The 24,453-nt window shown below is 50.0% G+C and carries 21 protein-coding genes; 9 read left to right on the top strand and 12 right to left on the bottom strand.

The annotated features are described in order from the left end of the window. Positions 1-141 precede the first annotated feature (141 nt). From ACYVIY_RS18615 to ACYVIY_RS18605, 3 genes are all read right to left on the bottom strand, one after another. Entirely contained in the window at positions 142-492 is a 351-nt protein-coding gene (locus ACYVIY_RS18615; protein ID WP_460977897.1) for a winged helix-turn-helix domain-containing protein, read from the bottom strand. Positions 493-566: 74 nt separating this feature from the next. Next, positions 567-1,634: a saccharopine dehydrogenase family protein gene (locus ACYVIY_RS18610; RefSeq protein WP_460977896.1), complete on the bottom strand. Its 1,068-nt coding sequence runs from the start codon at positions 1,632-1,634 to the stop codon at positions 567-569. A 51-nt stretch (positions 1,635-1,685) separates the two neighbouring features. Then, on the bottom strand, positions 1,686-3,722 hold the full coding sequence (locus ACYVIY_RS18605) for a hypothetical protein (RefSeq protein WP_460977895.1): 2,037 nt from the start codon (positions 3,720-3,722) through the stop codon (positions 1,686-1,688). A gap of 210 nt (positions 3,723-3,932) precedes the next feature. Between ACYVIY_RS18605 and ACYVIY_RS18600 the strand changes: the two genes are divergently transcribed. Then, positions 3,933-5,303, top strand: a complete 1,371-nt coding sequence (locus ACYVIY_RS18600; RefSeq protein ID WP_460977894.1) for a cytochrome ubiquinol oxidase subunit I — start codon at positions 3,933-3,935, stop codon at positions 5,301-5,303. Positions 5,304-5,420: 117 nt separating this feature from the next. Beyond that, positions 5,421-6,455: a cytochrome d ubiquinol oxidase subunit II gene (gene cydB, locus ACYVIY_RS18595; RefSeq protein ID WP_460977893.1), complete on the top strand. Its 1,035-nt coding sequence runs from the start codon at positions 5,421-5,423 to the stop codon at positions 6,453-6,455. Between the two features lie 15 nt (positions 6,456-6,470). Here cydB and ACYVIY_RS18590 read toward each other — a convergent pair whose 3' ends face one another. The 6 genes from ACYVIY_RS18590 to ACYVIY_RS18565 form a co-directional block, all read right to left on the bottom strand. After that, the gene (locus ACYVIY_RS18590) at positions 6,471-6,905 is read right to left on the bottom strand and encodes a putative toxin-antitoxin system toxin component, PIN family (RefSeq protein WP_460977892.1); all 435 of its coding nucleotides are present in this window, start codon (positions 6,903-6,905) and stop codon (positions 6,471-6,473) included. Further along, positions 6,902-7,129 (bottom strand): hypothetical protein, encoded by a 228-nt coding sequence (locus tag ACYVIY_RS18585; protein WP_460977891.1) that lies wholly within the window; start codon positions 7,127-7,129, stop codon positions 6,902-6,904. Before ACYVIY_RS18585 ends, ACYVIY_RS18590 begins: the two co-directional genes overlap by 4 nt. A gap of 214 nt (positions 7,130-7,343) precedes the next feature. Next, a complete protein-coding gene (locus tag ACYVIY_RS18580) occupies positions 7,344-7,742 on the bottom strand; it encodes an energy transducer TonB (protein ID WP_460977890.1) in 399 nt (132 codons plus the stop codon). A 145-nt stretch (positions 7,743-7,887) separates the two neighbouring features. Further along, positions 7,888-8,580 (bottom strand): deoxyribonuclease V, encoded by a 693-nt coding sequence (gene nfi / locus ACYVIY_RS18575; RefSeq protein ID WP_460977889.1) that lies wholly within the window; start codon positions 8,578-8,580, stop codon positions 7,888-7,890. Between the two features lie 43 nt (positions 8,581-8,623). Beyond that, positions 8,624-9,469, bottom strand: coding sequence for a glycoside hydrolase family 16 protein (locus tag ACYVIY_RS18570; protein ID WP_460977888.1), 846 nt, complete (start codon positions 9,467-9,469; stop codon positions 8,624-8,626). A gap of 80 nt (positions 9,470-9,549) precedes the next feature. Further along, positions 9,550-10,974, bottom strand: a complete 1,425-nt coding sequence (locus ACYVIY_RS18565) for a S41 family peptidase (protein WP_460977887.1) — start codon at positions 10,972-10,974, stop codon at positions 9,550-9,552. A 446-nt stretch (positions 10,975-11,420) separates the two neighbouring features. Between ACYVIY_RS18565 and ACYVIY_RS18560 the strand changes: the two genes are divergently transcribed. After that, positions 11,421-12,539 carry an alpha/beta hydrolase gene (locus ACYVIY_RS18560; protein ID WP_460977886.1) on the top strand — a complete coding sequence of 373 codons (1,119 nt, stop codon included), beginning with the start codon at positions 11,421-11,423 and terminating at the stop codon, positions 12,537-12,539. Between the two features lie 162 nt (positions 12,540-12,701). Here the strand turns inward: ACYVIY_RS18560 and ACYVIY_RS18555 are convergent, their stop codons facing one another. Then, positions 12,702-13,835 (bottom strand): helix-turn-helix domain-containing protein, encoded by a 1,134-nt coding sequence (locus ACYVIY_RS18555; RefSeq protein ID WP_460977885.1) that lies wholly within the window; start codon positions 13,833-13,835, stop codon positions 12,702-12,704. Between the two features lie 147 nt (positions 13,836-13,982). Here ACYVIY_RS18555 and ACYVIY_RS18550 point away from each other — a divergent pair, with 147 nt between their 5' ends. Next, positions 13,983-15,368, top strand: a complete 1,386-nt coding sequence (locus ACYVIY_RS18550) for an Nramp family divalent metal transporter (protein ID WP_460977884.1) — start codon at positions 13,983-13,985, stop codon at positions 15,366-15,368. 267 nt (positions 15,369-15,635) lie between these two features. Here the strand turns inward: ACYVIY_RS18550 and ACYVIY_RS18545 are convergent, their stop codons facing one another. Next, on the bottom strand, positions 15,636-16,184 hold the full coding sequence (locus tag ACYVIY_RS18545) for a hypothetical protein (RefSeq protein ID WP_460977883.1): 549 nt from the start codon (positions 16,182-16,184) through the stop codon (positions 15,636-15,638). Between the two features lie 305 nt (positions 16,185-16,489). Between ACYVIY_RS18545 and ACYVIY_RS18540 the strand changes: the two genes are divergently transcribed. The 3 genes from ACYVIY_RS18540 (at position 16,490) to ACYVIY_RS18530 (ending at position 20,529) form a co-directional block, all read left to right on the top strand. Further along, the gene (locus ACYVIY_RS18540) at positions 16,490-17,743 is read left to right on the top strand and encodes a hypothetical protein (RefSeq protein WP_460977882.1); all 1,254 of its coding nucleotides are present in this window, start codon (positions 16,490-16,492) and stop codon (positions 17,741-17,743) included. A 38-nt stretch (positions 17,744-17,781) separates the two neighbouring features. Continuing rightward, on the top strand, positions 17,782-19,446 hold the full coding sequence (locus ACYVIY_RS18535) for a hypothetical protein (RefSeq protein ID WP_460977881.1): 1,665 nt from the start codon (positions 17,782-17,784) through the stop codon (positions 19,444-19,446). Between the two features lie 123 nt (positions 19,447-19,569). After that, positions 19,570-20,529, top strand: a complete 960-nt coding sequence (locus tag ACYVIY_RS18530) for a sugar phosphate isomerase/epimerase family protein (RefSeq protein WP_460977880.1) — start codon at positions 19,570-19,572, stop codon at positions 20,527-20,529. A 279-nt stretch (positions 20,530-20,808) separates the two neighbouring features. On the opposite strand, the gene ACYVIY_RS18525 is transcribed toward ACYVIY_RS18530, so the two are convergent. Further along, the gene (locus ACYVIY_RS18525; RefSeq protein ID WP_460977879.1) at positions 20,809-21,579 is read right to left on the bottom strand and encodes an SDR family oxidoreductase; all 771 of its coding nucleotides are present in this window, start codon (positions 21,577-21,579) and stop codon (positions 20,809-20,811) included. A 109-nt stretch (positions 21,580-21,688) separates the two neighbouring features. Here ACYVIY_RS18525 and ACYVIY_RS18520 point away from each other — a divergent pair, with 109 nt between their 5' ends. Beyond that, positions 21,689-23,032: a M16 family metallopeptidase gene (locus tag ACYVIY_RS18520; RefSeq protein WP_460977878.1), complete on the top strand. Its 1,344-nt coding sequence runs from the start codon at positions 21,689-21,691 to the stop codon at positions 23,030-23,032. 22 nt (positions 23,033-23,054) lie between these two features. Next, the gene (locus tag ACYVIY_RS18515) at positions 23,055-24,431 is read left to right on the top strand and encodes a M16 family metallopeptidase (protein ID WP_460977877.1); all 1,377 of its coding nucleotides are present in this window, start codon (positions 23,055-23,057) and stop codon (positions 24,429-24,431) included. Positions 24,432-24,453: the final 22 nt, after the last annotated feature.

Below are 24,453 nucleotides of genomic sequence, written 5' to 3'. Positions count from 1 at the left end.
GGATTAGTTTACATTTTATCGTACAAATCTGCGGCCAACTTATAAAACTGGTCAAGGCGAGCTATAAACGCATGTTTACAGCAAATTGAAGTAGAAAACATGTCCGTAAGTGGACAAACCTGGTTTAGAAGCGGACAGTGATCAGGCCGGAAGATTGGCTAGTTCATTGGCCAGAAATTGCTGGAATCGCTCGTGTAGACCTCGATAATGAGCAAGGTATTTTTCGCCCTCTGGGGTGACAACGGCACCGCCCCCCTTGTCGCCCCCCGTTTGGGTTGTCACCAACGGAGCATCGGCCTGGGTATTCATGGAATGTACCAGTTCCCAGGCCCGCTTATATGACATACGCATAGCTTTTGCTGCCTGGTTGATTGAGCCGGTACGTTGAATATGGCCGAGTAACTCCATTCGGCCGATGCCCATAAATCGTTCGGTGGCGTTGGCGGAGGTCGTTTCGAGCCAGATGCGGCCGTTGATGCGGAGGTTATTCATGCCAGAAGCGAGTTGTAATGGAACGGCTAAAGTACAACAGGTAGCGCTTTGTATGAATGGTCGCTCAACTGCGTTTACGGTGTTACGTTCTCGCGCGTCGTATCGGCTACTTCCAGAATCAAGTCAGCGCCGTATAGGCCTGCTGGTGTTTGATACCCCGCTTTCCAGTTGCCGCTGAGTACGTTTTGGGTGATGAGTAAGGCGGTTTGTGCGGTAAGCGTGTAGCCTTCGGGGCCGTTTAATCTGGCTTCGACGGTTTGTCCGGTTTCGTTCCAGACTTTACCCCATACATGGGTCCGAGCCCGTTGTCGAGTTGATTCGTCAGGTCCGGTAACGGTATTTGTAATTCGTTTTTGCAGAAACGATTGTACCGCCTGATTACGTAACAACCCACCGAGGTAATTTCCAAGCTTCGCCAACCAGATCTGACCCGTCGATGAGCCCATGAAGGTTTCGATGTTTGGAATACCTGTTGTCCACATAGCCGTTGATAAGTCGCCCCATGGAATGGCCATACAGAGCAGTTTTTGCCCATTACCAAAATCAATGGATAGCGTCTTATGAGCGTAAGAGACCGTTTTGAGCTGGCCATCCTGCCGAACCATACCGCCGACGCCCATGCCTTCGAGCGCGGTCTGCGCGGTGCCGTGCGAAAGTGCACCGCCCTCGTTCGCAAACGCCAGTTGTAAATGCGTTGCATCGGGAAGCTGATCTTTCAGGTAGCGTGCCATGCAGTCGGTGGGTACTACGTCGAACCCTACGCCGGACATGAGCATGACCTTACGTTGTAGTGCCTGTTGATGGAGTACCATTCCCTGTTCAAAAACGGCTACTTCGCCGGTTATGTCGAGGTAGTGCGTGCCCGTTCGTAGGCAGGCCTGTTGCATTGCTGCGGCCGTTTTCGAAAACGGACCGGCGCAGTGCAGAACGACGGGTACATCAACGAGTATCTTATCCAAGGCTGATTGATTCGCTAAGTCAGCTACTCGGTACGTAAGACCAAATTTGTCGGCCAGTGGTTTCAGCTTAGTCTCGCTGCGACCGGCCAGAATTGGGGTTAGTCCGAATGAGGCAGCCTGCTCGATGATCAATTGAGCCGTGTAGCCATTGGCACCATAGAGCAAAAAGGTAGAGCTGGACATTGGATTAGTTAGCCAAAAAGACAGTTGATTGAAGCCAACAGCGCGTTGGTACTATTTAACCTGATTTATACCCATTCGTCTAAACGACTGCTTAAGTTCGCGTAATTTTTCGTTGTTTAAACTGATTGAATCGGTAGCCTGTTTGCTCAAATTACTAGCAACGCTATCGGATAGAAACCAGCCCAATGGATATTTGTCGTTGTACTTCAGACGTAGGGTAAGATAGTTTGTCTTAGGATTGGCAAAGCGATCCATGAACGAATCAAACATATAATCGCGGGTGACGGAGCCGTTATCCCAAGCGTTGAAGAAGGCCAGCAACGGTACCTGAATTTCCTGCAAGACGGACCGTTTGCGAGGTAGTTTTCCGACCGTGTTGCCGTTTTGAATAAATAGGATGTATGGAATGATTTTTACGTGTTCGGTCGTGTCTAGCTGACGAATAGACGGTACAAGGTTGTTGAGCAACTGCATGCAGGTTTCAATGCCTGAATTGTCAAAATAACCGCCGTCTACTACGTGTCCGCTATACGTCTGGGTTCTGTTGCCAGACGTAACGGTATCCGTTTGAATCAATCCTCCATTGGTAACCACCGGAAAACGACTGCATAATGACGCAGCTGTTTTGAGTGGCACATCAGCACTCAGTACATCAAGCGTTGATACAACGTCTCTAAAATAGCTTGGATCAAGTTTTAGATTTGACGTAATAATTTTCTGGCCCGATTCGGCCAGGGTTCCGTTTAATAGTAAGGATGGCAGATTGTAATTGTAGCCGGTTGAGGTCTGGTACAAGTGCGTGAGCGACTCATTGAGTGTGTTAAGAGCGAGATTGTCGTGGTAGGAGTCGGCCCAGGAGTCTTCCAGCCATTTGGTCCGTTCTAAGGAGGAGATTGGGAAAGGCAATATTCGCTGAACGGATTCGGGGAATAATAAAGCCGCCGACACGCCCGACAGGTAATCGTCGCGAATAACTTTACGAAACTGGTCGAACTGGCTAATTCGCTGCGATTCGGCTACGTCGCGCAGAAAGGCTGTGTAAAAGACGGTACCAACGCCCCCGCCCGATACGCCACTAAGCGCATAGACATGACGGCTAAATCCCGGAATAATAGAATCAAGTCGGATCAGCGTTTCTGCGGTCCAGTTCAGCGCCCGTATGCCGCCACCTTCAGCTGCTACCAGAATAAGCGGAATGGTATCGCGGTCTTCGAGACGGTGAGCGGCAATCCACTGCTCAAAATGCGCCTTTACCGGTGGGCGCTGCGTGCTCGATGAGACGGGTACATCAATCTGGCGTACGGCTGTGTTATCGTTAAAGGCGCTGACAAGAACGAAATAGGCGAATACAATCAGGACCAAAGGACGGTAGCGGTAATCGTTAAAATACACGACTAAGCTGCCCCAGAACGTAAAGAGCGTAATACCGAATATAATAACGGCCGTGGGACGCAGCCGCCGGGCAATTTCCCACTCAACCGGCAAGCTGAACAACGTAATCAAAATAACCGTCAAGGAAAGTCCAGCCGTGACGACTCGTCGGCCTAGCGGATGCCGCCACAACTCGCGAATGTCTTGTTTGAAACTCGTGTAGCGGTTTAAGAATTTCCATCGGGTCGGAAAGGCATAAATGGCTACGTTCTTTTCGAGCCACATAAATGAAGCCAGTAATAAACCGCTTTCGAGCAGCAGTAGATAGAAATGCCAGTGACGAGGTTCCCAAAACGCATAGGCCAGGATCAGTGCCGGAATGACACCGCCTAGTTTAGGCAGCCAACGTAACAGCCAGTCACACTGTTGGTTGATACGTAGCCCCACCGGTGAAATGTGCAGAATCATGCGGGTGCAGCCGTATACTGTATAGCTCCAGATAAACGTACTGAACAGAATGTACTGGAACAGCTCACTGAAGACTTGGGTAGAAATAACGGCATCAATCATATCCTCTGCCTGGTCGGGACCCGTCAAGACGTAAAAGGCGATCAGCAACGTAACAATCACAACAAATGCATTACGTTGCGTCTGATAGAAAGCAACGATGTAGTTGCGGACTTGCTGAGAAAAAGTATGCGGACGAGTCGGCGGCACGAGAAGAAAAGTTGAGAGGACAGCACGGTTAATGTAGCGCTTCTATCTAGAGAATGTAAACGATTCGATAAATTATTAAATGTTTGTCTGAACCAAGATTTTTATATACGTTCCGGTTGTACCTTCGACTGATAGTTCCCTCGCCAGTTGTACGTCTGGCTGCGTTGTCGGTGTGCAGCTATGGCGATTGTCCCGGCTATCGCTACACGTATGGACAATGTAGAGCTCCTCTCTCGCATACAGTTCGCGTTCACCATCGCTTTCCATTATATCTACCCGCCTTTGAGTATTGGTCTTGGCGTTTGTCTGGTGGTCATGGAAGGACTGTATCTAAAAACTAAAAACAAGGTTTACGAAGAATTGACCCGGTTTTGGGTCAGAATTTACGCGCTTATTTTTGGAATAGGCGTTGCCACGGGTATTGTAATGGAGTTTGAGTTCGGTACCAACTGGGCTACGTACTCGCGCTACGTCGGCGACATTTTCGGCTCGGCTCTGGCTGCGGAGGGGATTTTCGCTTTCGCGATGGAATCGGCTTTTCTGGGTATTCTGGTTTTCGGCTGGAACAAGGTGAGTCCGCGTGTTCACTTTATGGCTACGGTACTGGTCGCGCTTGGCTCGATCTTCTCGGCGCTCTGGATTGTGGTGGCTAACTCCTGGCAGCAAACGCCTTCGGGTTACCGAATTGAAGGAAAGGGGTTGCAGGCCCGCGCTATTGTGACCGATTTCTGGGCGATGGTGTTCAATCCGTCGTCCATCGAGCGCTATTCACACGTACTAATCGGGGCGTTTCTGGCGGGCTCATTTCTTGTGCTAAGTGTCAGCGCCTGGTATATTCTCAAGAAACAGCACGTCGTTCATGCGCAGGCAGCCTTCAAGATTGCCTTATGGGTGGCGGCCGTGTCATCACTGGGGCAGCTGTTCACCGGGCATCAGTCAGCCGAAGTCGTTACCAAATACCAACCCGCCAAGCTAGCCGCTATGGAAGGCCACTTCGAAAAGTCGGCGCCGGCCGATATGTACCTGATCGGCTGGGTAAACGCCAAAGAACAGAAAACGTCGGGTCTAAAAATACCCGGTGGGCTATCCTTCCTGGTACATCAGGACTTCAAGAAGCCAATTCCAGGTCTGAATAGCATCCGCCCCGAAAACCGCCCGACGGCCGTCAACTTCGTATTTCAGACGTACCATCTGATGGTGGCAATCGGCATGACGCTGATTGCGCTGACCTTATTTAGTCTGTTCATGCTCTACCGGAACAAACTATTCCAGACGCGCTGGCTAATGATTGTGTTCGTCTTTTCAGTGTTGTTGCCCCAGATTGCCAATCAGGTCGGCTGGTACACGGCCGAAGTGGGTCGTCAGCCGTGGGTTGTATATGGCCTGCTCCGAACTTCAAACGCGTTGTCGCAAGCGGTCAAAGCCGAACACGTACTAGCTTCCCTGATCTTGTTCACGTTTATCTACGTAATGCTGTTTGGTCTATTTCTGTACCTGTTGAACAAAAAGATTCAGCACGGTCCCGACGTCGAGTCAGACAAGCATGTGCCCAGTTCCCGCATGAACCCAGTACTTAATTAAAGAGTGCAATCGGACCGCCGAAGCGGAGCGAAAGAGTGAAAGAGCGTTTTTGTCGTTCCACCTTTCGCTCCGTTTCGATACAATAATCACTCTTTCACTCATTCGCACTTTCAAACTATGGATACAGTTCTTGGTATAGATTTGCCCACCTGGTGGTTTTTGCTGATTGGCGCGCTGATTAGCGGCTACGGCATCTTAGACGGCTTCGATTTAGGCGCCGGGGCGCTCCACCTGTTTTTTCGCAAAGAGGAAAGCCGTCGCATTGCGCTCAACGCCATTGGGCCCGTTTGGGATGGCAACGAGGTTTGGCTCGTGATTGGTGCAGGCTCGTTGTTTGCGGCTTTCCCATTGGTATACGGTACTATTTTGTCGGTGTTCTATCTACCGTTTATTCTGTTTCTGGTCGCTATTATCTTCCGGGCGATTTCGATCGAGTTTCGGAGCAAAGAAGAGATGAAGTGGTGGCGAAGGCTCTGGGATGTTAGCTACTCCGTGTCCAGTATCGCGATTTCTCTTCTGCTGGGTCTGATTCTAGGTAACCTGATTCAGGGTATTCCGCTCAATGCTAATCACGAGTTTATTGGTCGATTGAGCGATTTTTTTAATCCATACGCTGGGTTGATTGCCGTTACGGTGCTAGCGCTGTTTATGATGCACGGGGCGATGTACCTCATCATGAAAACGGAGGACCGGCTGTACGCCAAGCTGACCATCATTGCGAACAACACAAGTAAGTTTTTCATCCTGTGTTTCATCGCAACCTCACTGGCAACGCTGATCTACGTACCGCACATGACGGCTATTTTTAAAGCCTATCCGGAGCTGTTCGTTTTACCTATCGCGGCCGTTCTGATCGTGCTGAACATTCGTCGGAGTATCGAGAAACGGCAGTACCGCCGTGGGTTTGTTTCATCGGCGATTACGACAGCGCTGCTCTTAATTTTGTTCGCGATGGGACTCTATCCGAACCTGGTGTTGTCGAATGCTGATCCGAAAGGACACATCAGCATTTATGAAGCAGCTTCGTCGGAGGGCTCATTACGTACAATGCTGCTATTTGCCTTCATCGGTATGCCGCTGGTTGCTACGTACACGCTGTTTATGTTCTGGACCTTTCGCGGCAAGGTGAAGCTCGAAGAACATAGTTATTGAATGAGTGTAGGCCGGTTATAAGTTTAAGAATTGCTTAAATTCAGTAGGGGCCATTATTCGAAGCGAAGGAAATGGGAGCGGTTTGAATACGTCAAAGTGAGAGTCGTACGTGACCAAACAGTAAGCATTGGCTGATAGAGCGAGATCCGAAAATTTGTTGTCATCAGGGTCAGCTTCGATCAGCTTCCAGCGATAATAAGGTTCATGAAATAGCACATTAGTGGCACTGCATAAAATGTCGAGTACGTAATCAGCCGTGTTTGACGAATAAAACTCGGTCAATTTTTCAGCGTACTCATTTAGGATTTCGGTGCTAACAACCCAAGTGAACTTTTTAGCGGCAAACGCTTCGTATATAAAAAACTCTGTGTTGCTGCGATTGATTGTCGCGATAAGAACATTTGTGTCAATAACGACCAGAGGAAGGGAGGGCTGATCTGAAAAGGTCATTCCTGCTTAGACGGAGTGCGCTGATGCTGATTACGGAGGGTTTCATAATCGGCTTCTGTAATGTTCTTCCTGGCAACTACACTGTCTACTTCATCGAAAAGCTTTTCGGCATAGTGTTTCGCCAGTAAATCTCTAATTTCGACGGACTCTTCGTAGCTCATCTGTCGGTTGAACATTCGTAATAAACTGAGCTGCACGTCATTCAAGCCACTTAGTTGTTGCATAGCTGAACTGATTTTACTTTATCATCTATAACAAATTTACTATTTCTTCTCGTTCTTCTGGTGGGGAAGCCTTTTACAGGTGATGCCGTCAATAGAACAAAAATTTCCTCGCTGTTCTTCGTCTGTATAACTATGCACGGATACCTCTAGTTGCTACGTACACGCTGTTTATGTTCTGGACCTTTCGCGGCAAGGTGAAGCTCGAAGAAAATAGTTATTGATTAGGAAAATTGATCGGCAGATTATAAGCCACATTAACTGGCCTGCCATTTTGGCGACCGGGTGTCCAGCGCGGCATTTCACTAACAACCCGTATAGCTTCAGCATCGAGTTCCGGGTTCAGGCTTTTTATAACCTGCACGTTTTTGACCTCCCCTGTATCCGTAACTATAAACTTGACAAAGCTGCGGCCTTTGATACCTGCCTTTTGGGCCGCTTCGGGATAACGCAGATTCTGTCGGAGGTATGTACTTAATTTAGCCATACCTCCCGGAAACGCGGGTGGCTGTTCCACGACGGTGAACACTGTCATAGGTGTTGAAGCTGAATCAGCCTGTGCTTTAGCCCAGGTTGCGCTGAGTAACAATGAGGTGATTAGAAGGGCAGTTTTCACAACTAAAGTTTGTTTACAACAATTGATCTTGGTGACAAGACGTTGCCGTTTGCCGATGAACTTGATTGTCGTAAAAAGTTACGCTTTAGCTAACACTCATTGCGCATATTTTTTAGAGAGCGGTCGTTGAATGTCAATTAATTGCTTAATCGGGCTGGCGCTCACCTCTTCGCAGGGCATTGACCAGATTGTGCGTTCGTCGAGTGGGTTCGGGAATTCGGTAGCCGCCGTCACATTGCAAGGTTAGAGCAATGGCGGTTTCTAAGTCAATTAGGTGGCCGGGCGATACGTATACCGGATTGACTTTGTTCTTAGTACGTAGTGCCGCACCCACTACGTCTTTGTAATGCATCATCGGCGACCAGGAACCACGTTCCAACGCGGGTTCTTCGTACTTACCGACCAGTACCGATTTACCACAACCAAAGGTTGGCCGATTTAGGAAAAGTCCTCCGTGTGAAGCGATTCCAATCCGGCGTGGATGCGCTGTACCGTGACCGTCAAACATGACGACGTCAGGCTCGGTTTTTAATTTTTGCCACGCTTCGAGCAGCGATGGAATTTCGCGAAAGGATAACAATCCCGGTACGTAAGGAAACGTTGCCGAACTGATTACGCCGACTTCTTCAATGGTTTCCAGTGTTTCCAGATCCAGGACAACAATCCCCGCGTAAACCGTTTCTTCGAACTTATTGAACGAAATGTCGCAGCCCGCAATGGTTTGGGGCGTTTTCGTTAGCGGTTCAATGCGTATCTGCGAACGCAGTTGCTGTTGGAGCGCAACAGCCTCGCCGGGGGAGATGTTCGTCCAGTCGTGGAGTGGTTGGTAGTCGGCCATGCGTCTCTAACCGGTAAGATAGGGCGCAGGTTTATTCGTTCGCTTATTTCTGATAGACACGCACGTAATCGACCTCGTACTTGCTTGGAAATGGTGTCGCTGAAGGGTCACCGCCGTTATCACCACCAATGGCTAGATTTAACAAGAGATAATGTGGCTGGTGGAATGGGTTGATATTTGAACCATCGCCGTTGATTGTCTCATTAAGATTGACATGGTTTAGCAGTAGATCATCAACATATAAGTCGATAGCCGTGTCGGTCCAATCCATGCGCCAGATGTGGAACTTCTTTTCCCAATCAGGATCGTTGAATGAATCAATGGCTTTTGTTTTTGTTCGCCATTCGGCTTTGTAGCGCTTGTCTGTGCCCCAGGCTACGTTCGCCAGCAGTTTGTTTCGGTAGTACTCCATGATGTCGACTTCGCCGTTAGACGGCCACTCCCCGGTAACACCCAGCGTCCAGAAAGCGGGCCATAAGCCGGAACGGGTTTCAATACGTCCCCGCATTTCAAAGCGGCCGTATTTCCAGCTGTGTAACCCCGCAGTTTGTAGGCTAGAGGAGGTATAGCTGATGTATTGCCGTTTGGCCTTCCAATTGGTGCTGCCAGCTTGATACAATGGGTTGAGCAGATGCTCTCTGCGCCCTTCAATAACCAAGAAACCGCCTTTGCAACGAGCGTTGTCTGGTTGATACCATTGGAGTTCGTTGTTCCGGACGAAGCCTTGTTCGAACTTCCAGTTTTTAGGGTCGGGCGCACCGTCGGTATTGAATTCGTCAGCCCAGACTAGCTTCCACGCAGTATCGGGTTTAGCCTGAGTGGTTGAAGGGGCTGTTATCTGACTATAACTTAAAAAGGAAATAAACAAAAGCGGGGTCAGTAGTTTCATTACCAGACAAACGATTGGTGCATGCAGTCTGAATAACCACGGCCAAACTACAATGCTCATAAGTATCGTTTTGTCACCATTTACTGACTTTGTCTTTGGATCAACCCTTTAACAAAATTGAAGTGTGGGGCCGTGTGGTTCAGAACATGGCTGATGGTAAGGGGAACTGAATAGTCAGGCATGGTGCCGCGGCCTTTCTGCTTCGGTGTTGGTACGGCGGTGTTGTAATACACCAAAGGAGTAGTTACCTGTATACCCGATTTCGGTAGTTCGAGGTGGACAAAGCTGCTGCCGTTGCCTCCTTCGTAGGCCCCGCCTGATTCTTCACCCACAAACACACCTACCCGATTTGCGTGGGCTAGGGCCAGAAACTCTGATGCCGTGGAGGCACTCTGACCATCCATTAGAATGTATACCTGGCCACGGAAACGGTTGGGTTTGGGGGCATACCGTTTAGGCTCTCTAGTATCACTACCCTGTTTGAGGGTAAACGTACCGTCAGGCTCCGCAATCAACTCGTTTTTTATGTTTTTTCGGTCGGCTTCGGATAGATCGGAGAATTTGATAAACTCAGAATCCGCATTATCCGTTTTGCTATGCTGTCGGGCATAATAAGCTACGGCGGTGTCAGCTTTAAGGAGATACGTAAGTAGTTCAATGCCTTGGCTATCCCAGCCGCCGGTATTCGCTCTAACATCGACAATCAGGTTTTTGGACTGCTTCTTCTGAATTTTGACCATGCTCTTGTCCATGAATTGATTAAACACCCGAACGGCCTCTTCGTTGCTATTGATGCCTTTGCCTCCGAATCCATCAAGCCGCAGATAGGCCGTGCTAGCCAAGGTGTCCGGAAAATAGAGCCGCCACGGACGCTTTGAGTTTTTCGTCACGTACCAGGCCACCATTTGTTTATTGACGGGGTTTTTCTTCATGATTGGCAGCGAAGTGCCGAAGGGTTTGGCGGGTGTTTCAAACCGGACGGTATCACCGGTCATAGTGCGGAACGTGAGCTTGAACGTATCCGGTCGATCAATGAACCAGTAGTAAAACAAAGCGAACAATTCACCTTTCAATGTGGCTGCTTTAGCCGATTCAATGTATCCATCTGCCCAATAATAGCGAGCCACTTGCTGCCGAATGTCTTCCATTGATCGCCCGTTGATGCTTAGTAGCTCGAAACCAGGCTTGATGGTTTGGTCGGTTGTGCCATTTAGCAACACATAAGCCCGGTTCTCAGACGGAAACAGGAAAAACGGGATCGTTTTCAGCGTGTGCATAAACTGCTCGCTATAGTTCTTATAAGGTAGAGCATGTGTGTGTGCACAGCGGATGTCGGCCATAAGCGCTGCAATCGTCCGATAAAAATCATAAAACGGCATCGGGCGATTCAGAATATGGTCAATGCTGTCGAGTTTCGCCTGCATAACTATTTTAGGCGTATAGCGATACAAACCGGGGTGTGTTTCTTCCAGCATCCGACGCAGGTAACGGAAGTCTGCTTGCATGTTAGCTGGTTGCAGTGTTTTGCTGGCTAACGAATCAGTTCCAGGTTGAGCGTTAGCTAACAATGGAATTAAGAATAAAAGACAGAGGAGGGCTTTCATCGGACGTTGGTTTATGCCTCAAAACAAGCTAAACCGATTGCTTATATCTGCTCAAATCCGGATTTGAGCAGAGTTTTGTGTGTACTTGTACCCTATATCATACACCCAGGCTATAGAGAGGCTACGTCTATTTACAATTAGAGGCTCTCTTGTCCTCTGTAAAGACTGGGGTAAAAGGAAAAATGGATCAGTTCTTGAGCATCGCTCACTTAGCATCATAGCTGGAGTTGTCTTATAAGTCAAATAGTCGCTTAATCAATTTGTCTGGTTACAAAGCGCTTTCCGTCGTATTTACTGAACAAGCCAGGTAGAACCAGGTTAAGGCTTGTACATAAATACTCAACATGATGAAAAACCACTTACCCAATTACGTGAATGGCTTATGCCGTCTTTGTTTTTTCGCTCTTTGTGGGCTCACTGTTGCACTGACTTCCTGCCAGGACCACCGCATCCCTCTACCAGGCCAAGGTATTCAATCGAACAGTCCTAAACCAGATTGGGGGCCGACTATTACACCCCAAAATCTGGCTGTTATCGAAGAGTTGATGCGGCTAAATCCCGTTCCCTTGTACACGCTGGCCCCGCAGGAAGCGCGTGCTAAACCCAGCTTTAAGGATGCGGTCAATAGCTTACTCAGCAAGAATGGCATTAGCCAACCTCAGGCCAACGTATCGAAGAGCGAACGCATGATCCCAGGTGCCGGAGGAGTACCCATTCGGGCGGTCGTGTATACACCAGTAGGCGCATCGCCGATGGCTCCTGTTATTGTCTATTACCATGGCGGTGGATGGGTAATTGCTAATCCGGAAGTATACGAGTATTCGACCTTGGCACTGGCTCAGAATACGGGCGCAATTGTGGTTTCGGTTGAGTACCGTAAGGCTCCTGAAAACAAATTTCCTATCGCTCACGAAGATGCTTATGCGGCTTATAAATGGGTAAAACAGAATGCCGCTTCTCTGAATGGAAATGCGAACAAAGTTGCCGTGGCAGGCGAAAGTGCTGGGGGAAACATGGTTGTAACGGTTAGTATGATGGCCCGCGATCGGAAAGAAGTGGGCTTGCCTGTGCATATTTTGTCCGTGTACCCAGTTGCCAATAACGATCTGAATACACCCTCCTATAATAAATACGCTAATGCAATGCCCTTGAGCAAGCCCTTAGTCCAGTGGTTTGTCGACAAGTATTTCAACACGCCAGCCGACGGTGATAGTCCATTAATTTCGTTGGTAGATGTGGCTGATCTAAGTGGTTTACCACCAACTACTATTATTGGAGCTGAAATTGACCCGTTGCAATCAGAAGGTAAACAGTTGGCCGATAAACTACAATCGCTTCAAATTCCTGTTACCTACCAGCTATATACGGGTGTGACACATGAGTTTTTTGGCATGTATGCTATTGTGCCAGAAGCGGCCCAAGCACAGGAACTGGCCGCTAAGCAGTTACGCGCGGCTTTTCAGTAAAAAAGCTTATAGCGTAAGGTAAGTTTGTTTTTGCTTCCGGTAGCTATAATTTACCAGTGGTAGGCTCCGCCATAGCGGAACGTTTCGACTCCGCTCAGGCCATAGTGCCAGCCTTTATAACGTACCACCAAAGTCTTATTGGTGGTACGTTAGTTTTTCAGCTTATTGGCGTGACGACGGTGAAGCTAACTGAGCCATAAAGGCCGAAGGAGACAGCTGGGTAAACTGCTTAAACGTTCGCTGGAAGGTAGCCTGCGAATTGAACCCGCATTCGAAGGCAATGCCCGTCAAGGTCAGGTGCTCGCTGGCCGGATCGGTTAATCGCTGCTTGACCGCTTCAATACGATACTCGTTGATGAACGTATTAAAGCTTTTTTGCCGATACTGATTAAGTACAAATGAGATGGTTTTAGCCGGTACCTGTAAACGTCGGGCTACCTTTTCAACCGTTAGTTCGGGATCGAGATACAGCTTATCTGAGTCCATTATGTTTAGCAATGAGTCAACAACTTGCGTTATTGTTTCACTGGGTAAGGTGGTTAGGCGGGTTTTTCGGCCAACTGGTTCTACTGGACTATTGCGTGAAAGTATATACCCTTTTAATCCCAGCCAGTAGATCATAACGGTAATAGGTATATAGATCGGATACCAGCCAAACTTGTCTAATAAAGTTGAACGCGTGTCTGGAATGATGTACGGCACCAGATGCACTAGCCAAATGCCCTGAAATACGAGCAGAATCGTTAGAAACTGGCGTAGCCAACGAACGTTGAACTCACCTTCGGAACGCGAATGAGCATTGAGCCAGTTGCGCGCCAGTACTACGTAGGTGGTCATAGACAGCCACCGTGGAATATCGACGTAGGTGTTGTATTCGTTGATTACATTCCCCCATGAGGGGCCGTCCTGTTGGGGGAAAAAATGGAGAATTGCTCCAATTACAAACGTCCAGGCGATTAAGTTACCGCCCCAGTCAAGCACGATGGGGTAGAACTGTCGCAATTCCCATTTACTCAACCGGAAGTCAGGGTTAAGTACTGACTTTGTATAAAAGTAAATTAGTGGACCCAGGGGCATCGCATTGATCATTGGAACCAGATCAATGAACAAGCTAACGTATCGATTAGGAATAGGTATGCCAACACAAAAGCTCATCAACGCCATAAAGCCGATTAGCCCGGCTAATAAGCGATTCGACAACCGATTACCCTTCCGGTTGAACCACAGCAGCGAAGCCAGGATAAAGCCTTGCATAGCGCCTAGCAGCAGGATCAGGTCGAAGGGTGAGATTATCATGTGGGCAAACTACCAAAATTGGTTTGCTTAGTCCAATGAAATCTATTTTTCTTTGCGGACCACTCAATCAACGTAATTTGGAATCAGGACGGTAGGTCCTATGGCCTCTACTACTTTCTACGTAGAACGAATCCTCTCCCGACAGCCTTGACACCTTCTAGCCCTTCAACACCACCGACGCCGGTTGCAGCTGACTTATATACCCGTTCGTCCGGTTTGATTCAACCGGCTCCTACAACGTTTCGAGGACAACTAAGCCACCTCGGGCCGGGCTTTATTTTATCGGCAGCTATTGTTGGCTCTGGCGAATTGATTGCCACCACAGCGCTGGGAGCGAAGGCTGGTTTCGTAGCGTTCTGGGTGATTCTGGTCAGCTGTTTTGTCAAGGTGGCCTTGCAGCTCGAGTTCGGTAAAAATGCCATTTACAGCGGCTTGCCGACGATGCAGTCACTTAACCGATTGTCGGGGCCGCGACTAGGTCAGGGGCATTGGACGATCTGGCTCTGGTTGAGTTTACAGACGCTGAAAGTTTTGCAGGTCGGTGGCATCGTAGGCGGTGTTGCGTTGGTAATGAATATGGCTTTCCCCGCCGTATCCGCGAGTGTGTGGGCCATATTATCAGCTGCATCGGCCGCTTTGCTCATTTATCGGGGGTATTACAGTTGGGTAGAGAAGGGATCGCTGCTCATGATTCTGCTGTTCACGGGCATGATTTTGTTGTCACTACTGATGCTGCAACGTACTGATTATGCCATCAGCGGGGCGCAGTTTGCCGAAGGGGTTACCTTTTCGTTACCGCCCGCCATAGTTGGCATAGCCCTGGCTGCTTTTGGAATTACGGGGGTTGGTGGCGACGAGATCATGTATTACACCTACTGGTGCATTGAAAAAGGCTATGCCGCTTACACAGGTCCTTATCAGGATACAGCCGAATGGGCAGAGCGAGCCCGCGGCTGGATTCGGGTGATGACGCTGGACGCCTTGTGCTCTATGGTAGTGTACACGCTGGTTACGGCGGCTTTTTATCTGCTGGGCGCATCGTTGCTGCACGAAGGCGGTGGCGTACTCGAAGGATATGCCATGGTTGAAACGCTGTCGCGGCTGTTTACCGTTACGTTGGGCTCCGGCGCCAAGGCCGTATTTATGATTGGTGCTTTCTTCGTCTTGTATTCTACACTCTTTACCGCAACAGCCAGCTGGTCACGGATTTTTGCGGATGCCTTTGGCCAACTGGGCTGGATCAACTTCGGTGATCCAATCGTTCGGCGTAAGGCCATTGCTACGTTGTCGTGGGCATTTCCGGCGCTGTGGTGTCTGTTGTTTCTGTTTATTAAACTCCCTGTGCTGATGATTCTCCTGGGTGGTATCGCTACGTCGGTGCTACTGCTGGTCGTCGTATGGGCCGCTATCCAGTTTCGGTACCGCCAATTACCTGTCAGTCTGAAACCGTCCGTTGCTTACGATCTCTGGCTATGGCTGAGCATCCTATCCATACTCGGCGTCAGTGTGTACGGCGTCTGGCAAGTGCTTTAACGTAATGGGAACTACGTACAAATAATATCTTGCTAATGATAGGATGTTGGTCAATAGGCAGTGTTTGCTGATGCAGCTCCGGACGGCGTACGTTTCGGCTTACCAGATAGCTTTAAGCAAACAGCTAGAGGTTGAATGTCACCCCGAGCGGAGTCGAAACGGTACGCCGTAGCGGGGCCTAGTGCCAGCAATTGCTAATTAATAATCAGCTGGCTCATGAGCGTTCATAACCCATACTTACGCACTTTGACTAGAGAAAGCACAGGCCTAATCTTCAATCTTGACCCGGATGCGGTGAGGAGCGGGCTGGTTACCGCCGAAGTATAAGCCCGTTTTATACGCAAAGGTCTTGTTGTGCGTAAACGGCACCGTCTGGCCACCGATTACTTGATACATTTTTCGATTGTAATCGATCTTGATCGTCAGTTTCGTTGGTACGTTGATAAACGCTTCGGCAACTTTAAAATCGGTTCGTTTTCCAGCAACATAGATATAAGCTCCCAGGTCGATACGGCCACGTTGGGGGTTCCATCGCCAGCCTACCCGCACACCATCTACCTGATGCGGAGGAACGCCGGTTGTTACGTCCTGGTCTTTGGAACCCACAAAACCTAACCCAATTACCTTGTTCCAGTCGTCGGCATCGACTGCGCCAAGGTCGTAGATGCAGGAGCTATCGAAGGTAACGGTTGCCGAGATTTCTTCCGGCGCGATGACCACACCCACTTTACGTTTGGGCAGGGGTTCGTGGTCGCCTTCTTCAATGACCACCCAATCCGGATCCGACGCCAGAAAATCGGGAATACAACCGCTCATCAGAAAAGTTAAACTGATGAGTAGGGGTAACGTAGCGATGAGATGTCTGAGAGGGGAATTTGGCAAAAGTCGCATGACGGTGAACGCAGGAAATTCTTGTACGAATAACGGGGTAAATCCGCTGACATATTGTTCCACTAACTCAAAAATGACAGAAGCTGTTCAGTATCAGTTTTCTATCTTCGGTACGTCTTGTCAAGTTTTTGTCGATTCAGGTCGTTTTTACGCTGGTTCAGCTAGGGCATATATGTTAAACCGCTACCTTCTTTCTATCTTTCATAGCCTATTCTCAAAATCTGTTGTATATGGAATCCGCTATTCCTTCCTCCTTTCAACCTAACCAGTCCCAGGCCGCTGCGGGGGTGTCAACCTGGGGTGTAGAACGAACCAGAACGTCCGTTCCAATCTATATCTACGCCGTTGTTTTTGCTTCCCTTTGCGTAATGGTTGGGCTGCTCTGGGACATCATGTGGCACATGAGCATTGGCCGCGATGGACTTTTTGCGCCACCCCACGTCGTTATTTACGTCGGGGCGGTTGTATCGGGCTTGTTTTCAGCCTATCAAATTCTACGACTGACGTTAACCAAAAATCATCCCGAACGCGTCAATGCTGTTCCGTTCTGGGGTGTTTTCTACGGACCGCTCGGGGCTATGTTCTCCGTTTGGGGGGCGCTGGCCATGCTTACGTCGGCTCCTTTCGATGATTGGTGGCATAATGCCTACGGGCTAGATGTGCAGATCTTGACACCCCCGCATACCATACTGGCCATCGGGATCATGACGGTTCAGTTTGGAGCTATGGTAGGCGTTTTGTCGTTGCAGAACAAATACCGCAACCTTACCGACCAGAATCACCCGATTGCTACTCAATTGAAATGGCTGTTTGCGATCGGGGCGGGCCTGTTGCTGAGCATGTTGTTTACCCTGATTTCAGAATCGATGGGTATGCATGAATCGCACCAGTCGGGGTACTACGCTACAGCGGCTATTGTTTTTCCTTTCTTTCTGTTTGCCGTAGGGCGGGCCTCTCTGTTACGCTGGCCCGTCACAACGATTGCGGCTTTGTATATGCTGGCACTCGTGGTGCCGAGCTGGATTATTCAGAATTTTCCGGCAACTCCGCGGCTAGGTCCGGTGCTTAACCCGATTGACCATTATCAGCCGTTTCATTTTCCAATGTTGCTGGTGATTCCGGCGTTTGTGGTTGATGTATTGCTCCATCGTTTCGACAAACCCAGGGCAGAAGGCCGAAAGCTGAACGATTGGCTTTTAGCGGGGCTGCTAGCCGTTGCGTTCATGCTTGTTCTGCTGGCGGTGCAGTGGCCCTTCGGTGAGTTTCTGCTGACATCACCGCTGGCGCGTAACGGGTTCTTCCTGTCTTACTCCTGGACCTATGACAGCCCGCCGGACTGGGAATATCGGTATGCCTTTGCACCCTGGAATACGCAATCTGCCGCTGATTTTTGGATTGGCTTCGGGAAAGCATTGATTTATGCGACGTTATCGGCCCGAGTTGGTTTGCTGTGGGGAAACTGGATGAAACGGGTAGCTCGGTAAAACAAGGAATAGCCAACACAATGAAGAACATACACAGAATGAAGAGGTTGGTACTGCTTCTTTCGCTCACCTACTCATTCACTCTTTCGTCCATTGCCAAAGCGCATATCGGTAGCGCGGGCGTAATCGTGCAGAAACAGGCGGGTAAATACCGGCTTCTGATCAGTGTTCAGCCGCCCGATGTAGTGCCCGGCACGGCTCAGGTTATCGTGTTTGTGGAGCAGGGACGTATCAGCCAAATGGCCGCCCGGCCGGTTTATTTTCGATCGGGTGACGAAGGCTCGCCGATGCCTGATGAACTGACGCGGGTAGAGGACAATCGGTATACCGGCGACTTGTGGCTGATGAATTCGGGCTCATCAAGTATCGAGATTGAACTGAACGGGCCGGACGGTCACGAAACGGTGGTCGTGCCAGTAATGTCAGTAGCCACAGCGTTACGTACTATGCCTGAAGGTACAGGTATCGGGTTAGCTTTGCTGGGTTTGCTGCTGGTTGTGATGATGATCACCATCATCGGAGCCAGCAATGCCGACGGGGTTGTTGCCCCTGGACAAGCAATACCAGCCACGTTACGTCGTCGTCGTTTGGTTGGCATGGGGGTTGGGGCCGTTGTGCTGGCGTTGATGCTAACGGGCTGGCGGTCCTGGTGGAACAGCTCGGCCGAGGAGTATCGCAACGAGCAGCTTTATCAGCCAATGCCGATTAACGCGTCGGTTCGCGTAGCGGAGTCGCAACCGCAACTGACCATAAAGATGGATACAACCGGTTTCAGCACGAACTGGCAAAAGCGCCGAATGCTGAGCTATATTCTACCCGATCACGGTAAGTTGATGCACGTTTTTATGGTGAGGACGCCGGGGCTGGACGCCTTTGCGCACCTTCACCCGGAGCGCCGTGATACGTTGCAGTACGAGTCAAAGCTGCCGCTCTTGCCAGGCGGACGCTATCTAATTTACGCCGACGTAGTATACCGGAGCGGATTTACTGAAACGCTGACCGATACGGTTGAGGTGCCTTCGCTGAAACTATCCGCGAGTGCCGCGGCTGCCGCTAAGCTCACCGACTCTGATGATAGTTGGGTCGTAACTGAACCAATGGGTGTAAAGGCGAATGCTTTGAACGTACCGCACCTGGACAACGACATGGTTGTCTGTGGTAAGCCCGGCGCTAGCGGTAAACTCGACGACGGGTCAACGATGCTTTGGATGGATAAACCCGGCAAAGTGCTGGAGTCCGGAAAATTATACAACCTGAAGTTTGCCGTAGCTGATCCGCAAGGCAAGGCCGCTACGTTGGAGCCGTATCTGGGAATGGGCGGTCACGCAGCCATACTACGTTCCGATGGCTCCGTGTACATTCACCTCCACCCGGTCGGTACGTACTCAATGGCCGCCGAAGAGTCGTTGGTTGGGCGCATTGCTGATACGTCCCGGACATTCCACTATCCCGATGCGAAGCATTTCCGAGACAGTATCGATACGTACGTAGCTAGGCTAAAAACCTTACCCGAAACTGAGAAAAATCGGATGTTAATGGCGACCATGCCTCAGATGGATCATGCGATGACGACCAATAACATGGTGCAGTTTCCGTATGCGTTTCCTCGGGCGGGGCACTATCGTATCTGGGTGCAGGTGAAGCGCAATGGACGCGTGCTGACGGGCGTTTTCGACACGCAGGTCAATGACCCGTTGTTATAAAAGAAAGGCTTATTAGAGTAGGACAGGCCCGGTTTTAGGTTTAAAGCTATATATGGCGTCAGCTTGTCAGAGCTGACGCCTGCTGTTCGTACGTAAACCAACCTGCACGATCGTCCAACGTTTATGTCCCAATCCGTAACCCGTCGCCAGACCCTGGCGGCAGTAGCTGCTAGTTTCACCTTACCGTTCGTCTCCAATGACGCGTCGGCAGTAGCCGGTTCGCCCGCAAATTCCGTAGCCGCTGATCCTGGCTTTACCCTCTGCCTGAACATGAGCACCATCCGCGGGCATAAGCTCGGCTTGGTAAAAGAGCTGGAAACAGCCTCAAAAGGCGGATTTCGGGCCGTCGAAATCTGGATCGATAGCCTTCAGGAGTACCTTAAATCAGGGGGAACGCTGCCCGATCTGAAAAAACGTCTTGGTGACTTGGGCATACGCGTAGAAAACGCAATTGGCTTTGCGCCCTGGATTATCGACGATGATGCAGCCCGTGCCAAAGGTGTTGAGCAGCTTCAACGGGAGATGGAACTGCTGGCTCAAATCGACTGTAAGCGCGTGGCGACCCCAGCGGTCGGCGCTCAGGCACCGAACAACCCAAAGCTTGATCTGTATAAAGTTGCAGAGCGCTACCGGAAAATTCTGGAGGTGAGCGATAAAACGGGGGTTATTCCGCAACTTGAACTGTGGGGCTTTTCGAAGAATCTGAACAAGTTGAGCGAGGTGATGTTTGTTGCTGTTGAAAGCGGGCACCCATCGGCTCGGCTGCTGCTGGATATTTATCACCTCTATAAAGGAGGCTCTAGCCGGGATAGCCTGAAATTAGTGGGCAAACCGGCCATCGAAATTTTCCATGTCAACGACTACACCGCCGATTTTACGCCGGAGAAAATCACCGACGCTGATCGCGTGTTTCCCGGTGATGGAGTGGCTCCGATTCGGGAAACGCTGACGCAAATCAAACGGCCCGATCGTCCAATCGTGTTATCGCTGGAAGTGTTCAACAAAAATTACTACGCCCAGGATCCGCTGACCGTAACCAAAACGGCTATGGAGAAGATGAAAGCGATGGTAAAAGGTGTGTAGTTCGGAGCGCAGGCCGGGCCGCGTTCGGCTTCAGCCTGTGTTTCATTTAATATGGCGTGGATAATGAGCATTCGCTCAAGCATATAATTGTAAGTCAGGCGTTGGAGGCTTAATTTTTGTCATCCCGACGCCAGGAGGGATCTTCGGGTGAGGCTAACATTACCTCCGGTAAGAGAAGATCCCTCCTGGCGTCGGGATGACAAAAATTGAACTCATTTAGGCATGGAGTCGAAGGGACCAGCGTCAGCTTTTACACTTGATTGTGTTGTGCGTTACCAATCAATACGCCCACGATAACAGCCCGCCGTCTACGGCGATGGTCTGGCCGGTGACGTAACCGGACGCGGGCATACTCAGGAATGATACCACTGAGGCTACTTCATCGGGTTCGCCGACGCGCTTCATTGGTGTCCGTTTTAAGATTCCTTCCAGTTTTTCGGGATTTGTAAGCACGGGCGAGGCCAGTGGTGTTTTGATGTACCAGGGCGCTACAGCATTGACCCGGATTAAATCACCCGCCCACTCAACCGCCAGATTGCGGGTCAGTTGCAGCATAGCCGCCTTGGTCATACCGTAGAGTGAACCACTGCTCGTATGCGACAAGCCCGATACCGACGATACCATCACGACTTTGCCATCGCCCGACGCTTTCAGAAGCGGGTAAGCGGCCTGAGTTAGTTCATAAGCGGAGCGCAGATTGGTATTCAGCACATGGTTATATTCATCCGTATTGTATTCGGTGGTGGGTTTGCGAATGTTGGTCCCCGCATTATTGACCAGAATATGCAGGCTATCCCACTTGGCCCGAACGGCGTCAATAACTTGAGTCGCTACGCCGGGTTGACTAACATCTGCAGCAATGCCCTCGACCGTATGGCCCTGCTGCCGGTAGTCCGCCAATTGAGTTTGTAACAGTTCATTGTCGCGAGCCACCAGGAAGACGGCCGCACCGAGATCAAGGAATTGCCGCACAATGGCTTCGCCGATGCCTTTGGTGCCGCCGGTGATCAGGGCACGCTGGCCGCTCAGCGACCATATCGATTGATTCATGGAATTAGCGTTTGGGTGTTCTTCACGTGTCAACATAGCAAAAGTACCTTTTTGTAATACGCCCAGCCACGCTTAATTTTAGGGGTTACCCAACCACATTACCTATAACATGAACAAACCAGTGAGTCTGTTGGCGGGGCTGTTGCTTTCGGCGGCCGTCATGGCCGTGGCGCAAAATAAGCCCAAGCCGGAAGATGTGCAGACATTTACGTTGAAGAACGGCATGAAATTTATGGTCCTCGAAGACCATTCGATTCCCAACGCGAACTTCTACACCTTTTGGAAAGTGGGTGCCCGCAACGAAGTACACGGCATTACGGGCCTGTCGCACTTCTTCGAGCATATGATGTTCAACGGGGCCAAGAAATACGGCCCTAAGCAATTCGACCGGGTTATGGAAGCAAACGGCGGGTCGAACAACGCCTACACGACCGAAAACACAACGGTGTATACTGACTGGTTTCAAAGCGGAGCACTCGAAACAATTTTCGATCTCGAAGCCGACCGCATTCGTGATCTGGCCATTGATCCGAAGATGGTCGAGAGCGAGCGGGGTGTGGTGCTGTCGGAACGTAGCACGGGGCTCGAAAACAGCAACTACCGGGTTATTAGTGAGCTGGTGAAAGCGACTGCGTTTACCGAACACCCGTACATGTTTCCCGTTATTGGCTTTGAGTCGGACATCAAGAAATGGTCGCAGGCGGATCTGGAGCGCTACTTCAAAACGTATTATTCGCCAAATAATGCAGTTGCCGTAGTTGTTGGCGATATCACGGCGGCTCAGGTTAAGCAATTAGCCCAGAAGTATATCGAGCCAATTCCGGCTCAAAAATTACCCGATAGCCTACGTACGGTAGAACCTCCTCAGAACGGTGAGCGACGAGTCACGACGTACAAAGACATTGCTACGCCAAACATTCTGATGGCTTACCACACGCCCGCTACCCGCCATTCTGATTATTACGCGCTGGATCTGCTGAGCGGTATATTGAGCGGTGGCAACTCGTCGCGTTTGGTAAAGTCGCTGGTGCTTGACTCAACCATTGCGTCGCGGACGTTCACCAACTTCGGCGAGTCGTTTGATCCAAACCTGTTTTATGTCTACGCCATTGCTGCTAACAACGTATCGGCCGAGCAGCTAGAGCGCTCAGTATTGTACCAGATCGACAAGATTGCCAACGAGGGCATTACCGATGTTGAGTTGCAGAAGCTGAAAAACCAGAAGCTGATGGAGTTTTACCGGACGATGGAAACCATTAATGGCAAAGCTAACTCGCTGGGCACCTACGAACTGTTCTTTGGCGACTATAAAAAGCTCTACGAGGCCCCGACGCTGTATGAGAAGGTAACCAAAGAAGACGTACAGCGGGTCGCCAAAACTTATCTCACCGCTCGTAATCGTACTGTTGGTTATCTACTGCCCGAACCGAAAAAGAGTGCTGGCTCTAACTAATTCACCTCACTACGCCTGATAAATGAAATCAGTACTTACTTTAATGACGGCGCTGCTCCTGGCAGGGGCGTCGATGGCACAAACGTTTAAGGTGCCGCCTTACCAAAAGTTTAAATTGAAGAATGGCCTTACTGTCTACCTGATGGAGCAACGTGAGGTGCCCTTGATTAACGTTTCGGTTGTATTCGATGCCGGAGCGGTGCAGGATGGTAACCGCTATGGTCTGGCCAACATGACGGCCGATGCCTTGCTGTTTGGCAGCTCGAAGTACACCAAGGCACAACTGGAAGAGAAGGCTGAGTACGTGGGTGCCAGTATTGATACGTATGCGGGTAAGGAAGTGGCTAAACTTTCGGCCTCGTTTGCCGTAAAAGATCAGGACTTGTTGTTCGACATTATCCAGGACGTAATTACAAAGCCAACGTTCGATCAGCCCGAGTTTGATAAGTACAAGCAGCGGCAATTGCTCCAGCTGACGCAGCAGAAAGAAAGTCCCCGATCGGTGGTCAGCTCGTATTTCAACCGGTTTGTGTTCGAAAGTCATCCGTATGCCAACCCGATTACGGGTACGCCTGTAGCTGTGTCGGCCATCAGCGCCAATGATACCCGTCAGTTCTACCAGAAAAACTATACGACTGATCGGGCGGCCATTGCTGTCGTCGGCGATTTCAACACCGCCGACATGAAAAAACGCATTACGAATCTGTTTGGCAATTGGAAAACGGCGGCTGCTACGTCGCCTAAGCTAACCGAACCTACCTTTACGTTCGATAAAAACCGGGTGTTGCTGGTCAACAAAGACGACGCCCGCGAGACGACGTTTTTAATCGGTGGTAAAGGCATTACGCATAGTAATCCCGACTACATTCCGGTTGTGGTCGTGAATACAATTCTGGGTGGGCGCTTTACGTCCTGGTTGAACGATGCTTTGCGGGTAAATTCCGGGCTGACTTACGGTGCCAATAGCCGCTTCGGTACGTATCGGAACAGCGGTACGTTTGCTATCTCAACCTTCACCAAGGTCAGCACCACGACGCAGGCAATCGATATGGCTTTGCAGGTGCTCGATAGTTTGCACCGTACGGGTATCGACGAAAAAACGCTGAGTTCGGCTAAGAACTACGTAAAAGGAGATTTTCCGCCTAACTACGAATCGGCTAGTTCACTGGCTAACCTGCTGACCGATATGTTCAGCTTAGGGTTTGACGAGTCGTTTATCAACAATTTTCAGAACAACGTAGACGGACTGACCGTGGCGAAGACTCGCGAAATCATTGATAAATACTTCCCGAAGAATAACCTGCAATTTGTCCTGATCGGCAAGGCGGATGCCATTCGCGATAAGGTGAAAAAATACGGGGTTATTACCGAGAAGGAAATAAAGGCCGAAGGATTTTAAGGGTATTTCGACTTTATACTAC

This window comes from Spirosoma knui, assembly GCF_054780635.1.
Note: the sequence above shows the minus strand (reverse complement) of the source record. Positions and strands in the feature narration are given on the sequence as shown.

Coding starts and splice junctions, on each gene's coding strand:
- ACYVIY_RS18615 (WP_460977897.1), bottom strand. CDS start 492: ATGAATAACCTCCGCATCAACGGCCGCATCTGGCTCGAAACGACCTCC.
- ACYVIY_RS18610 (WP_460977896.1), bottom strand. CDS start 1,634: ATGTCCAGCTCTACCTTTTTGCTCTATGGTGCCAATGGCTACACGGCT.
- ACYVIY_RS18600 (WP_460977894.1), top strand. CDS start 3,933: ATGGACAATGTAGAGCTCCTCTCTCGCATACAGTTCGCGTTCACCATC.
- cydB (WP_460977893.1), top strand. CDS start 5,421: ATGGATACAGTTCTTGGTATAGATTTGCCCACCTGGTGGTTTTTGCTG.
- ACYVIY_RS18590 (WP_460977892.1), bottom strand. CDS start 6,905: ATGACCTTTTCAGATCAGCCCTCCCTTCCTCTGGTCGTTATTGACACA.
- ACYVIY_RS18585 (WP_460977891.1), bottom strand. CDS start 7,129: ATGCAACAACTAAGTGGCTTGAATGACGTGCAGCTCAGTTTATTACGA.
- nfi (WP_460977889.1), bottom strand. CDS start 8,580: ATGGCCGACTACCAACCACTCCACGACTGGACGAACATCTCCCCCGGC.
- ACYVIY_RS18570 (WP_460977888.1), bottom strand. CDS start 9,469: ATGAAACTACTGACCCCGCTTTTGTTTATTTCCTTTTTAAGTTATAGT.
- ACYVIY_RS18565 (WP_460977887.1), bottom strand. CDS start 10,974: ATGCAAGCAGACTTCCGTTACCTGCGTCGGATGCTGGAAGAAACACAC.
- ACYVIY_RS18560 (WP_460977886.1), top strand. CDS start 11,421: ATGAAAAACCACTTACCCAATTACGTGAATGGCTTATGCCGTCTTTGT.
- ACYVIY_RS18555 (WP_460977885.1), bottom strand. CDS start 13,835: ATGATAATCTCACCCTTCGACCTGATCCTGCTGCTAGGCGCTATGCAA.
- ACYVIY_RS18545 (WP_460977883.1), bottom strand. CDS start 16,184: ATGAGCGGTTGTATTCCCGATTTTCTGGCGTCGGATCCGGATTGGGTG.
- ACYVIY_RS18540 (WP_460977882.1), top strand. CDS start 16,490: ATGGAATCCGCTATTCCTTCCTCCTTTCAACCTAACCAGTCCCAGGCC.
- ACYVIY_RS18535 (WP_460977881.1), top strand. CDS start 17,782: ATGAAGAGGTTGGTACTGCTTCTTTCGCTCACCTACTCATTCACTCTT.
- ACYVIY_RS18530 (WP_460977880.1), top strand. CDS start 19,570: ATGTCCCAATCCGTAACCCGTCGCCAGACCCTGGCGGCAGTAGCTGCT.
- ACYVIY_RS18525 (WP_460977879.1), bottom strand. CDS start 21,579: ATGAATCAATCGATATGGTCGCTGAGCGGCCAGCGTGCCCTGATCACC.
- ACYVIY_RS18520 (WP_460977878.1), top strand. CDS start 21,689: ATGAACAAACCAGTGAGTCTGTTGGCGGGGCTGTTGCTTTCGGCGGCC.
- ACYVIY_RS18515 (WP_460977877.1), top strand. CDS start 23,055: ATGAAATCAGTACTTACTTTAATGACGGCGCTGCTCCTGGCAGGGGCG.